This is a genomic window from Streptococcus parasanguinis (assembly GCF_032163505.1).
Taxonomy (GTDB): Bacteria; Bacillota; Bacilli; order Lactobacillales; family Streptococcaceae; genus Streptococcus; species Streptococcus parasanguinis_V.
In genome coordinates, this window is the sequence record NZ_CP134147.1 from 1894761 (window position 1) to 1908842 (window position 14082).

Consider the following 14082-nt stretch of genomic DNA (forward strand, 5'->3'; position numbering starts at 1 on the left):
GATTATTTTTCATCTTCTTTTTTGCGGCTTCCAAGTGCTGCAACCCCTGCAACCCCTGCAACTGCTCCAAGAAGAGCTGAAGCTACAGATCCTGTTTCACCAGTATTTGGAAGTTGTTCAAGAGCTGGAGCTGGTTTAGCTGGTTGCTCAGGAACTGGGTTCACTGGTGTATTAGGTGTTGGATCTACCGGTGTGTTTGGTGTTGGATCCATTGGTTTATTAGGTGTTGGATCTACCGGAGTATTTGGTGTTGGAGTTGGTGGCACCGGAGTATTTGGTGTTGGAGTTGGTGGCACTGGAGTGTTTGGTGTTGGAACGTTTGGAGTCTTCACAAGTTTGTAAACATAAGTAACGTTCTTATCACCTTCGATAACTTTACCAGTTGTTGGGTCAGTTGTTGTCAAGTGACCTTCACCGTCAACGTTACCTACTGGGTAGTTACCTTGTGGTACCAATTCATAGACTTTACCATCTGCAGTTGTGATTGTCTTAGGACGGTTATCCACAACTGTATCGTAGTCTTTACCTACTGGTTGGTCTTTTTCATCCACTACTGAAGTCTTGATAGTGTTACCATTTTCATCTACATAGTGAACGTATACATTACCCTTAGGTTGTACAGGTTCTTCGACAAGTTTGTAGATGTAAGTAACGTCTTTACGTCCTTCAACCACTTTACCAGTTGTTGGGTCTGTTGATTCAAGGTGACCTTGAGTATCTACTTTACCAACTGTGTAGTTTCCGACTGGTACGATTTCGTAAGTTTTACCTTCGAATCTAATGTACTGTGGACGGTTGTCTTCAACAGTGTTGTAGTCTTTACCTACTGGTTGGTCTAACTCATCTGTTACTGATTCTTTAATGGTATTACCTTCAGTATCTTTGTAGTGTACGTATACGCTACCCTTAGGTTGAGTTGGTTCTTCCTTCACTTCTTTGTAAACGTAAGTGATGATTGAACGTGGTTTATCAACTTTACCTTTAATTGGATCAGATGATTCCAAGTGTCCATCGCCATCAACTTTACCTACTGGGTAGTCACCTTTCGGTACGATCTTGTATGTCTTACCGTCTGGAGTCTTGATAGTATTAGGTTTTTCACCTTCCTCAGTTGTGTTATATGGTGTGTCATATGGTGAGTTTGGTGTGTCTTGACGAGGTTTTTGAATTTCTTTACCATTTTCGTCTACGTAAGTGATGATTACGTCACCTTCTTTAGGTTTCGTTGGATCTTCTTTCACTTCTTTGTAAACGTAAGTGATGATTGAACGTGGTTTATCAACTTTGCCTTTAATTGGATCAGATGATTCCAAGTGTCCATCGCCATCAACTTTACCTACTGGGTAGTCACCTTTCGGTACGATCTTGTATGTCTTACCGTCTGGAGTCTTGATAGTATTAGGTTTTTCACCTTCCTCAGTTGTGTTATATGGTGTGTCATATGGTGAGTTTGGTGTGTCTTGACGAGGTTTTTGAATTTCTTTACCATTTTCGTCTACGTAAGTGATGATTACGTCACCTTCTTTAGGTTTCGTTGGATCTTCTTTAACCTCTTTATAAACATAAGTAATCTTAGAAACTGGTTTTTCTACTTTACCTTTGATTGGATCAGAAGTTTCAAGATGTCCTTCACTATCAACTTTACCTACCGGATAATCACCAGCCGGTACACGTTCGTATTTCTTACCTTCAAACTCAATGTACTTAGGTTGTTCATCGTTCTCAGTAGTGTCATAAGGCGTGTTGTAGTCTGACTTAGGAGTATCTTGACGTTGGACTTTAATTTCCTTACCATCATTCTCACGGATATAAGTAATAATAACTTCACCTTGAGGTTTTTCACTTTCAGAATTTGATGAAGAGTTAGATGCTGATTGTGATACAGATGTAGAAAGTGATGTTGAAGCTGATGTGCTCAATGATGCTGATTGACTAGCTGATACAGAAGCTGATGCTGAAGCCGATGTACTCAATGACGCTGATTGACTAGCTGATACAGAAGCTGACTCAGACGCTGATGTACTCAATGATGCTGATTGACTAGCTGATACAGAAGCTGACTCAGACGCTGATGTACTCAATGACGCTGATTGGCTTGCTGAAGTAGATGCTGATGCTGAAGCCGATGTGCTCAATGATGCTGATTGGCTCGCAGATACGCTTGCTGATTCAGACGCTGATGTACTCAATGACGCTGATTGGCTCGCAGATACGCTTGCTGATTCAGACGCTGATGTGCTCAATGATGCTGACGCTGACTCAGATGCTGAAACAGATTCAGACGTTGATGTTGAAGCTGATTCTGATGCTGACTCAGACGCTGATGTTGATTCAGAAACTGATTGGCTTGTTGAAGCTGATTGTGATTCTGAAACAGATTGCGAAGCTGATTCTGATGCTGATGCTGATGTGCTCAATGACGCTGATTGGCTTGCTGATACGCTTGCTGACTCAGACGCTGATGTGCTCAATGATGCTGATTGACTTGCTGATACTGATGCTGACGCTGAAGCCGATGTACTCAATGACGCTGATTGACTTGCTGATACTGATGCTGACTCAGAAGCTGATGTGCTCAATGATGCTGATTGGCTTGCTGAAGTAGATGCTGATGCTGAAGCCGATGTACTCAATGACGCTGATTGGCTTGCTGAAGTAGATGCTGATGCTGAAGCCGATGTACTCAATGACGCTGATTGACTTGCTGAAGTAGATGCTGATGCTGAAGCCGATGTACTCAATGACGCTGATTGGCTTGCTGATACGCTTGCTGACTCTTGCGCTGATGTGCTCAACGATGCTGACTCAGATGCCGATACTGACGCTGATTCTGATGCTGATTGGCTTGCTGATTCTTGCGCCGACGTGCTCAACGACGATGACTCAGATGCTGATACCGATGCTGATTCCTGTACTGATTCAGACAATGATGTAGAAGCTTGTTCTGATACAGACTGTGAGTTAGATACAACTTCTGATAATGATTGTGAAGCTGATTCTGATGCTGAATTTGAACCTGAATCTGATTGAGATTCGTCTTTCAACTTATAGATATAAGTAACATTCTTCTCACCTGAAGCCACTTTACCAGTCGTATCATCATCACCTGTCCAGTGACCTTGGCTGTCAACTTGACCTACTGGGTAATTACCAGCTTCTACAAGTTCGTAAGTTTTACCTTCAAATTTAATTTCTTTAGGACGATTATCTACTACAGTATCATAATCCTTATCAAGTGGTTGATCTTGCTCATCAATAACAGATCCCATGATCGTATTTCCGTTAATATCTTTATAATGAACAAAGACACTTCCAACTTCTTCATAAACGTAAGTAATGGTTGATTTTGGTTTGTCAACTTTACCAGTAATAGGGTCTGAAGACTTCAAATGACCGTTTTCATCAACATCTCCTACTGGGTAATCACCTTTAGGTACAATCTTATATGTCTTACCATCAGTGGTCTTGATGATATTTGGTTTTTCACCTTTTTCAGTTGTATCATATGGTGTATCATATGGAGATTTAGGTGTATCTTGACGAGATTTTTGGATTTCGTTACCTTTCGTATCTACATAAGTGATAACAACTTCACCTTCTTTTGGTGTTTCTTTCACTTTATAGATATACGTTACATTTTTATCTTCTTTAGCAACTGAACCTTTAACATCATCTGAAGTTGTAAGGTGACCATCTGAGTCGACTTGACCAACAGTATATGTACCTGCTGGTACCAACTCATAAGTTTTACCGTTGTACTCAATTGTATCTGGACGGTTATCTACTACTGTGTCATATGCTTTGTTGATAGGTTGTTTATCTTCATCTGTTACTGAAGCTTTAATAGTTGTTCCTTCAGTATCTTTATAGTGAACGTAAACACTTCCTTTTTCATCTGACTTAACAAAGTAATAGTTCACATCAGTTGAAGGTTTAACCGCTGATGTAATTGAGTAGTTATTAGAGAATGATGAATAACCCTTCAAAGTAGAGTATACTTTACCATTTGGTGCTGTTGGGTCATTCGCAACAGATCCTTCTGCTTGGATTTCTGGAACTTTACCAGCAATGACATTGTAACTGTTATTACCAGCTCCGGCAGGTGTCAATGATGTGCTTGGAGCACCTTTGAATGGACGTGGATAAGTATGTAGAGTTCCGTCCATTTGTTTATAAGTATCTGTCTCAGTAGCAGACTGCCAACCAGTGATAATGAGTGATTTACTTCCAGCTGTTTCGTTGACTTCAATATAGTAGTCACCATTTTTGCTGTTTACTTTTGTAACTTTTGTCTCATCAGCTTTCCACTCTTCAGCAGCTTTGTTAACTTTACTTGTATAGATGAGTGTGTACTTCGATACATCTTCAGTACCAATATCTGATGTCGCAAAGTTGTTAACCTGAGATGGATCAAGAGCGTAGAATTTCGTTACAGTTGAGCCATCAGTATCAACGATTTCAGAGATACGTTTTACGTAGTAGTGGTTTGCTCCACCTTGAAGTTCGACCAGTTTTTGACCGACAACACCCTTACCAAGGATACCAGATGTTTTTTGAGTTGCGTCTGTTGTTGCTGGAACTTGTTTGTACCCCTCAATATTACGATTTCCTGAAGCTGTGAATTGTTGCCCTGCAAGACCGGTTTGAGTATAGCTTGCAAGAACTGTTTCATTTCCAGTTGGTTTGTATGTTTGACCTTCTGTGTACTTGCTACTGTCAACGACTTTATAGTAAGTTGTTTGATCAGCTTTCGCATAAGGAACAGAAGTTTGAACGTTTTGTTTGTCTTCACCTTGGTTACCTGGGTAGTTGGTATCACGGATTTGAAGTGTTTCATACTCAAGGTTCGCATTTACCAATGAGAAGGTTACGTTACCTGGATTAGTTCCGTTAGCAGGTGCGTATGTCAAAGTGTTGGTTACATCAGAGTTGTTGTTGGTGATGTAGCTTGGAAGTGAGATATTGCTTTCTCCAGCATGAATAGTACGAGTGTAAGCTTCTGTACCATCAGACTTCTTAACGATACGCAAGTAAACATCTGGGTTAGCTGAAAGGCTACCTGTGATTGCTGAACGGTCCACTGAAAGTGTAGCGTAGTAATCAAAGTTTGTTTTAGCACCAGTAGCTTGGTTTGTTTTAAGGAATTGCCATACACCGAAAGTGAAACGATCTGTGTTTGGATCCAAAGCATAACCAGCTTCATTGAAGGCTGCATCTTCAATCGTTGCACCATTTGCATTTGAGATAACCGGCTTAGTAGCTACACTACCAGAAGTAGATGTTGAGATTGGTGCCAACTGAGCTGAAATTGCTGGAGCACCGTTTACTGTTGTGTTTCCAGTAAATCCTGCTGCAGTCAAGGTTGCCATCATGTCATCTACTGACTTGCTCAAACGTTCGCGTTGGTCTGCGTATGATTGAGCTGAAGCATTGGCATTGATCAAGCTGTTGCTTGCTGTCAATTCTGTTTGAACTTTAGCGATGGCAGCTTCAAGTGCTGCTTTCTTTTCTGGAGCTGAAACAGTTGCTGAGTAGTCTCCTGCAATCTTGTTCAACAATGCTGCTTCTGAAGTGTTTTGTTCCAAAACAACTTTATCTTCAGCTTTCGCTACTGTTGTAGTGCTTTCTACACTTGCTTCAGAGCCAGCTGCTACAGTTGATTCGCTTGAAGCTGCTGAAAGTTCTGCTGAACCTTGTTCGCTCAATGAAGCTGAGTGAGATACAGATACGCTTGTAGAGGTTGAAGCACTTGCAGATGCAGAAGCGCTAGCTGATTCTGTTGTTGACTCAGTTGTTGATTCAGACTGAGATTCAGTTGTTGAAGTTGTACCAAGTACTGTACTTCCTTGTTCTACAAGAGCCTCACTTGAAAGCTCAGATGCAGTCGCAACATCTGATCCTGTCTCATCTGCTTTTGCAGTGTTCGCTACTGTAGCTGCACCAAGAACAGCACCAGCTGCTACGATCCCTTTGAGCAAGCCACGGCTTGTCATTTCTTTCACTGATACTGCGTCTTCACGCACTTCAGCTACAACAGTCTCTTCGACTTGACCACGAATGACTTTCAAAAGACCAAAGTTAGAAGTCGCAGCACGCAACCAGTTTTTACCTGATTTGATCAATTTGAAACGAGTCACACGATCCGTTTCACGGAATTCACCGTTCGAACGTTTAAAAAACATTTCTGTCTCCTTATTACATTTTTTATTTCCCTTACATTATAGACTAATCTGTCGATTTTTGGAAGCAATTATCCTTAATTATTGCTATTTTTTTATAATTTTTGTTTTAGATAGTAATAAAATCGTTTTCAGTAGGATCAATTTGTTAAACCGGGGCATTTTTTTGAAAAACCTATAATACTTTGACTTTAGAGGTAAAACAAAAAGCCCCATTTAATTGGGACTTTTCTGATAATTATCTGATTTTTTCCAACATGCTTTCAATGTGTTGGATGGATTTTTCGCGTCCAAGTAAGTAGATGGTATCTGGCAATTCAGGACCATGCATTTCACCTGAAACGGCGATACGGATTGGCATGAAGAGATTTTTCCCTTTGATCCCAGTTTCTTTTTGAACTGCTTTGATTTGTGGGAAGATATTTTCTGCCACAAACTCATCGTCTGACATGGCCTCAAGTTTTGCCTTAAAGGCTTCAAGTACAGTTGGCACGGTTTCACCAGCCATGACTTCTTTCTCTGCTTCTGTCAATTCTGGGAAGTCTGAGAAGAAGAGGTCTGTCAATGGTACGATTTCATCCACTGACTTCATTTGTGGTTTATAGAGTTCAACCAATTTTTCAGCCTTGTCTGTCAAACGACCTGCTTCTTCAAGGAACGGTTTGGCCATTTCAAAGATAGTCGCAAGATCCGCATTCTTGATGTACTCATTGCTCATCCAGTCCATTTTCTTTTGGTCGAAAGCTGCTGGAGACTTGCTGAGACGGTTTTCATCAAAGAGCTGGATAAGTTCGTCGCGAGAGAAGATTTCGTCTTCCCCACCAGGGTTCCAACCAAGCAAAGCGATAAAGTTAAAGACTGCTTCTGGAAGGTAGCCCTTCTTACGGTAATCTTCGATAAATTGAAGGGTGTTGGTGTCACGTTTAGACAACTTCTTACCAGTTTCAGAGTTGATGATCAAGGTCATGTGACCGAACTCAGGTGCTTCCCAACCAAGAGCTTCATAGACCATGAGTTGTTTTGGGGTATTGGCAATGTGGTCATCTCCACGAATGACGTGAGAGATTTGCATGTCGTGGTCATCGATGACAACGGCAAAGTTGTAAGTTGGGTAACCATCTTTCTTTTGGATAACCCAGTCCCCACCGATATTGCCACCTTCAAATTCGATATCACCTTTGACCATATCATGCCATTTGTAGATACCTGACTCATTCACTGCCAAACGAACCGTTGGAATCACACCTGCTGCTTCACGTTCTGCGATGTAAGCTGCTTTTTCTTCTTCGCTCATGCCAAGGTATTCGTTGATGTAGCGAGGTGTTTCCCCAGCTGCTTCTTGGCGTTCACGTTCCGCTGCCAACTCTTCTTCAGTGACGTAAGATTTGTAGGCTTTTCCTTCAGCCAAGAGTTGGTCGATGTATTTTTGATAGAGTTCCAAACGTTCAGACTGGCGGTAGTTTTCATGCGTCTCAGGACTTTCATCCCAGTCCATGCCCAACCAACGAAGGTTTTCAAGCTGGGAACGTTCTCCGTCTTCAACGTGACGTTTGCGGTCTGTATCCTCGATACGGATGATAAAGGTTCCACCATGGTGACGCGCATACAAGTAGTTAAACAATGCTGTACGAGCATTTCCGATGTGTAGTAGCCCTGTTGGACTTGGTGCATAACGCACACGAATATCTTTTGCCATTTTTCTCTCCTCTTATCTTGTTCGCTATTTCTAGCTCATTTTTCAATCATTCCTATTATACCACAAAGAAAGCAGGACTGAAATGAATAAGTGACCTTTCTAGCCTTTCTTCCTATATATATGAAAAAGCCAGAACAAATGCTCTGACTGATATCCAATCTATTTGTATCTTAGCTTAACCGTTCTTCTAATTCAAAGTCGATTGGTAGGGTTTGTAAAAAGTGCTCCAACTCACGTTCCCAGTAGAACCATTCGTGCTTGCCTGGACTGTGGGTATAGGTGACATCCAAACCTAACTTTTCTAGTTCCTTGACTTCAAAATTATTGGCCTCATAAAGGAAATCCTGCTCCCCACACCAGATCCAGAGTTTGGTCTTCTTATCTGAAAACTTCTTGGCAGCAGTCTCTAGCGAATAGGGACTGGTCGTCCAATCCTCAATCTCTCCAAAGATCCCCTTCCAAAAAGCTGGTTGTTCCAAGTCATTGTTTTCAAAATCTCGATCGTGGAAACTTAGGGCACCGGAAAAACTAGCCGCACGAGAGAAACGATTGGTCTTGAGAGCCAAGAGCATCGATCCATAGCCACCCATGGATAGACCAGCAATAAAGGTCTTCTCCCGTTTCTTGGTCATATTAGGGAAGAAGCGAGAAAGAGTCTCTGGCAATTCCTCCGCAATGGCTGTGTAGTAGTTGTAACCATACTGGGTATCTGTGTAAAAACCATTATTGGTATTAGGTAGGACCACGATCAGATTGGTATTTCGCAAAATGCGCTCCACATTGGTTCGCTTCAACCAAGAGTGGTGGTTGCCATTCATCCCGTGTAAGAGATAAAGGACTGGAATATCCGTATCCGCTGGATCTTCCACGCGCGATGCATCAGGATAAAGGACGGACACGCCCCACTCCATCTTCAAGGCTTCTGAATAATACTCAATCTGCATAACTGCCATTTGATTTCCTCTTTCTACTGTTAAAAACACTCGGCAAGCCTCGGGCCGCCAAGCGTTTCCATTTCTTCTATTATTTCACTTCCATCACGACTGGTAGGATGGCTGGACGGCGTTTGGTTTGTTCAAATAAGAACTTAGACAAGTTGTCGCGTACCAAACCTTTTAACTCACCCCAGTCAAAGCTGTCTTGCGCCAAATAGTCTTCAACGCTTTGGTTGACCAATTCGCAACTTTCACGAAGAATATCCCGACTCTTCTTGACATAGACAAAACCACGGGTGTGCACGCGCGCTTTGGAAATAATCTTCTTCTCTTTGCGATTCACGGTGAGCGCCACGATAAAGATCCCGTCTTCTGACAAGACCTTGCGGTCACGAAGGACGATATTGCCCACATCACCAATGGCATTCCCATCGATCATGACATCTCCAGCTGAGACGCTACCGGCAGGGACGAAGTCCCCCTTTTCGTACTCCATCACAGTGCCGCGTTTTGGAATAAAGATATTTTCAGGCAAGATACCGACTTCCATCGCTACTCGTGCATGGGCATCCAATTCGCGGTATTCCCCTTGGATCGGGAAGAGGTATTTAGGACGAAGAAGGTTGATCATCAACTGCAAGTCCCGTGCGTTTCCGTGACCAGACACGCGCAAGCTTGACGTGATCAATTTGACAATGCCACCTGCTTGGTAGATCATGTTTTCCACACGAGCCACCACAGCTTCTTTAGCAATAGATGGTGTTGTGACAACGTAGACCAAGTCCCCATCTTTGATTTCCACATAACGGTGACGGCCAATAGACATCTTGCGCAAACCGTTGATCGGCTCACCCATCCGGCCTGTTTCCAAAATGATCAATTCATGATCCTCAAAACGGCTCATTTCTTTTGGCTTGATCAAGAGTTTTTCGTTGGCAAGAGATAATTTATTCAAGCGGATGGCTGTGCGGACGATATTTTCCACATCAAACCCTGTCAAGACCACCCGGCGGCCAGTCCCAGCTGCAGCATCAAAGACCTGCTGGATCCGAGAAAGGTTGCTGGCTACCGCCGCTACGATGACACGACCATCCCAGTCCGCAATGGTATCCAGGATTTCATCGCCCACTTCTTGCTCACTAGCAACTTGCATCTTGCTATCCGCGTTGGCCGAGTCACTCAAGAGAGCGAGCACGCCTTCGCGTCCAATCTCAGCTAGGCGAGCAAAGTCCGTCGCATAAGACTCACTGGCAGTTTGGTCAAATTTAAAGTCTCCTGTGTAGACAATATTGCCCTCAGGAGTGCCAATCACAATCCCGATACTTTCAGGGATGGAGTGGGTAGTTTGAAAGAAAGATACGACGGCATCACCAAAATCAATCTCAGAATTTTGATCGATGACATGGAAGTCGTTGAATTTCTTAACACTGTCATTGCTTTTGACAAAGAGTTTAGCCAACTCGATGGTCAACTCTGTCCCGAATACAGGGACTTTTGCTTCAGCCAAAAGATAAGGCAAAGCCCCAATGGCATCCGCGTGACCGTGGGTCAAGAAAACACCCGCAATACGGTCCTTATTTTCAAATAGATAATCCATGTTGGGGATGACGACATCCACCCCAAGTTGCTCATTTTCTGGATACTTTAAACCTGCATCCAAGACAAAAATTGAATCGTTCACTTCGGCAACGTAGAGATTTTTCCCATTTTCTCGAACACCGCCAAGAGTGACTAATTTAATACTACTCACTGTTGTCTCCTTTAGTGTGATTATTTTAATACTTACGGTCCTTGGTCACCCAAGTCGAATTACAGCTTTGCAAATACTTGCATATCCACTCTATTATACAATTTTTTTCTCTTTTTTTCAAAAAGCTTTCCACGGCAAAAAAGTCCTCTCATCTAAAGTAGATGAGAGGACTTCTAGGCGCCTATTTTTAGGGGGAAAAGACCCTAAAAATGATAATCTCCCCGTTTATTTTCAATGATCCGCATGGCTGCCTTGATCACATGGAATTTGCTCAGCAATTCCTCTAGGCGCTGACTATTTCGTTCACTCAATTGGCCGTTTTTGACCGTTTGGGACAGGCGATAAAAGTCATCCAAATCCTCCCCAATGTTTTCAAACAGCTCCTTGGCTTCCTTGAGTCGATAGCGATTGACCAAGTGGTTCATGTCTTTTTTGAAAGAAGCGACATTGCTTTCGTGAATGTCCGTATAAGCTTCCTCTTCTTCCTTAGACTCATGGTAATTAACCGCCTTAAAACAGGTGATAAATTCCCGACTTTTGATATTGCAGACAAAGATGACACCATCACTGGCTACATAGGCTTCTGTATTAGCTGGTTGAACCACATTACTATCATAAGGAGAGAGGGAGGGGAGGTGTTGGTTGATCCACCTGTTCAGGTGCTGATCATCTACGCCAAAGCGCTCAAAAGCTCTTTGCCGAAAATGGTCACGGCAACTATATTCTTGCGCATACGACAATCCCATACTCTCACCTCCTCCTGGGTATTTTATAAAAAATGGCCTCCAGTCTTACGGGACTAGAGGCCTGGTCTGCTTCGCTGACTTGGTGCAATTAACCTATTGGCTAACAAAACAATGTTTATGATGTTGATTTCATTTAATAGTATTTGTGTAAAATACCAGAGGTTTTCTTTGCTATCCCAAATCTAAATTTATGAGCTTTCGACTGGACGCATTGAAGTTTGAAAACCTTTATAAAAAGCTTCTACCTACTATTTCCACGTTTTCTTATGTCTCCGGACAAACTAAGCAGGCTTGCCCGACCGTCCAACCGATCCGACACACACGACATAACTGCTCTTTTACGATAAGAGCATGAACAACTATCAGCAAAACAGGCCTAAAACGAAGTAACCTAAATTTTAACTCGATAAGGCATTGGTATCAATCCCTTCTTCATCTTTCTAACTATATTATACTCACCTACCTGAGTAATTGCAAGCGATTTCAGCTGAAACTAGTTCCTATTTTTATGTGGTTTTATAGATGATTTAAGAAAAAGAAAAGAGACTGGGACAAAAGTCCTAGCCTCTCAATTATTTTTGGATTGTCGAGCAAGACGCAGTGGTTGAGTGGGCTATACTACGCTGACTGCATCAGCTTTTACAGCCCTACTCAACTGTGCGGAGGTGGGACGACGAAATCGAATTCTAACGAATTACCGATTTCTGTCCCACTCTCTAGCATGCAGACAAACTACTTCCACATAAAACAATCTAAACGATATAGCTTTTGTCCTACTCCCTATTTCCACTTTGCATTTTACGGGCTTTGTATCTTATTAAATGAACACGGGCTGCGGATTGTGTCAAAAAGATGAATCCTCCTAGAATCTGAAGATTCTGCGTCGTATTCCCTATTTTGACTGTATCCGCTACGCCCTTTGTATCTTATTCTTTCTCAAATAATTCATAGTAGTCTGCGATGGCCATTTGGGCTTTTTCTTCTTGATTGAGATCTTGGACGATATGTCCATCTTTCATCACAATCAAGCGATTGCCATATTTCAAAGCATCTTCCATATGGTGGGTGATCATAAGGGCAGTGAGAGCATCTTGTTTCACAAACTCATCCGTCAAGGTCATCAGAGCCTGGCTGGTTTTCGGATCCAAGGCTGCAGTGTGTTCATCTAATAGCAAAAGTTCTGGACGTTTTAGTGTCGCCATCAACAAGCTCAAAGCCTGACGTTGCCCCCCTGATAGAAACTCAACTGCTGTATCGATATGATTTTCCAAGCCATTGCCGATCTTAGCAAGAACTGTCTGAAACTCTTCTTTATAGCTTGCCAAGTGACGCGGAATCAAACCACGTTTCTCTCCACGAAACTTCGCTACCAAGAGATTTTCTGCCACTGTCATACGAGGCGCTGTTCCCATTTTAGGATCTTGAAAGACACGAGATAAGTACTTAGCTCTCTTCTCAGGAGAGTAGTTGGTCACATCTTCCCCTAGAATATAGATTTTCCCGCTACTAACTGGAAGTGTCCCAGCAATGGTATTAAAGAGGGTTGATTTCCCAGCTCCATTGCCCCCTAAAATCGTGATAAAATCATGCTCTCGAATTTCCAAGGAGACATCATCCAGAATGACTTTTTCTTCATTCATCCCATTGCTCACAGCTTTGGTTACATTTTTTAATTCTACAATTGCTGTCATTTACTGAGTTTCGCTCCTTTCATGATTTTTCCCTTAAAGGTTGGAATCATCAGGCAGATAGCCAAGATCAAGGCACTGAAGATTCGGATATAGCTGGTATTGATGCCAAGTGCAATCACGGCCCAAATCAAAAATTGGTAGGCGATTGAACCGATTGCAATACTGAGCAAGCGCTCTGTCAAGGTGACATTTGAAAAGAGAACCTCTCCAATAATGAGGCTGGCAAGCCCGATAACGATGACACCAATCCCACGTGAAGCGTCCGCATAGCCTTCTTGTTGGGCCATCAGTGCACCAGAAAGAGCAATAATCCCATTTGAAATGACCAAACCCATCAATTCCATCCGGTCGGTGTTGATCCCAAAACTTTTGGCCATGTCTGGATTGTCCCCTGTCGCAATATAGGCTTGACCCAAGCGTGTATCCAAGAAGAAGATCAAACCAAGGATCACAAGCGTTACGAAAATTAAACCAATCAGGATCTCATTGAACCCACTGGCAAAAGGAAGAAATTCCTGAATTTTTTTATAGCCCAAAAGTCCCAGATTAGCCCGCTGCATGACAAAGAGAATAACCGAGTTACAGGACGTCATCACAAGGATCCCTGACAAAAGCGTGGGGATTTTCCCTTTTGTGTAGAGAAGGCCCGTCGCGAGTCCCGCTAAGCATCCTGCACCAATAGCAGCCAGAGTCGCTATAAGCGGATTGACCCCTTTTGTGATCAAGGTCACCGCCACCGCTCCTCCAAGCGGGAAGGACCCTTCTGTCGTCATATCTGGAAAATCTAGAATTCGGAAGGTCATAAAGATTCCTAACCCTAAAATGGCCCAAATTAAACCTTGTGAAACAATTGAATTAATCATAGTTTCTCCCTTCGATAATAGTAGTTTAATTGTAACATAAATATGGAAGAGAACCTATAGGAAATTCACAATATTTCTTGGATCACCAGCTTTTTAAAAATAAAACGGAACCCTCCTGATTATTTAGAGCAGGAGGGTTCTATAAGCTTTTATAATTATGCAAAAAGAAACCTGTGTTTGTTTCACAAGTCTGGTCTTAATAGGGTAACTGACGACAATAAG

General features: G+C 42.5%; 7 protein-coding genes. All 7 read right to left on the reverse strand.

Annotated features, from left to right (window positions below; all coding sequences use genetic code 11):
* Window positions 1-2: 2 nt before the first annotated feature.
* Entirely contained in the window at window positions 3-6182 is a 6180-nt protein-coding gene (locus RIN70_RS09380; protein ID WP_313790561.1) for an accessory Sec-dependent serine-rich glycoprotein adhesin, read from the reverse strand.
* 235 nt (window positions 6183-6417) lie between these two features.
* Window positions 6418-7875: a glutamate--tRNA ligase gene (gene gltX, locus RIN70_RS09385; protein ID WP_195623594.1), complete on the reverse strand. Its 1458-nt coding sequence runs from the start codon at window positions 7873-7875 to the stop codon at window positions 6418-6420.
* A gap of 170 nt (window positions 7876-8045) precedes the next feature.
* A complete protein-coding gene (locus RIN70_RS09390; protein ID WP_195623595.1) occupies window positions 8046-8828 on the reverse strand; it encodes an alpha/beta hydrolase in 783 nt (260 codons plus the stop codon).
* Window positions 8829-8898: 70 nt separating this feature from the next.
* Window positions 8899-10560 carry a ribonuclease J gene (locus tag RIN70_RS09395; protein ID WP_195623596.1) on the reverse strand — a complete coding sequence of 554 codons (1662 nt, stop codon included), beginning with the start codon at window positions 10558-10560 and terminating at the stop codon, window positions 8899-8901.
* 203 nt (window positions 10561-10763) lie between these two features.
* Window positions 10764-11306: a hypothetical protein gene (locus tag RIN70_RS09400; RefSeq protein ID WP_003008952.1), complete on the reverse strand. Its 543-nt coding sequence runs from the start codon at window positions 11304-11306 to the stop codon at window positions 10764-10766.
* Window positions 11307-12232: 926 nt separating this feature from the next.
* A complete protein-coding gene (locus RIN70_RS09405) occupies window positions 12233-12997 on the reverse strand; it encodes an ABC transporter ATP-binding protein (RefSeq protein WP_021154011.1) in 765 nt (254 codons plus the stop codon).
* Entirely contained in the window at window positions 12994-13860 is an 867-nt protein-coding gene (locus RIN70_RS09410) for an ABC transporter permease (protein WP_003012448.1), read from the reverse strand. Before RIN70_RS09410 ends, RIN70_RS09405 begins: the two co-directional genes overlap by 4 nt.
* Between the last annotated feature and the right edge of the window lie 222 nt (window positions 13861-14082).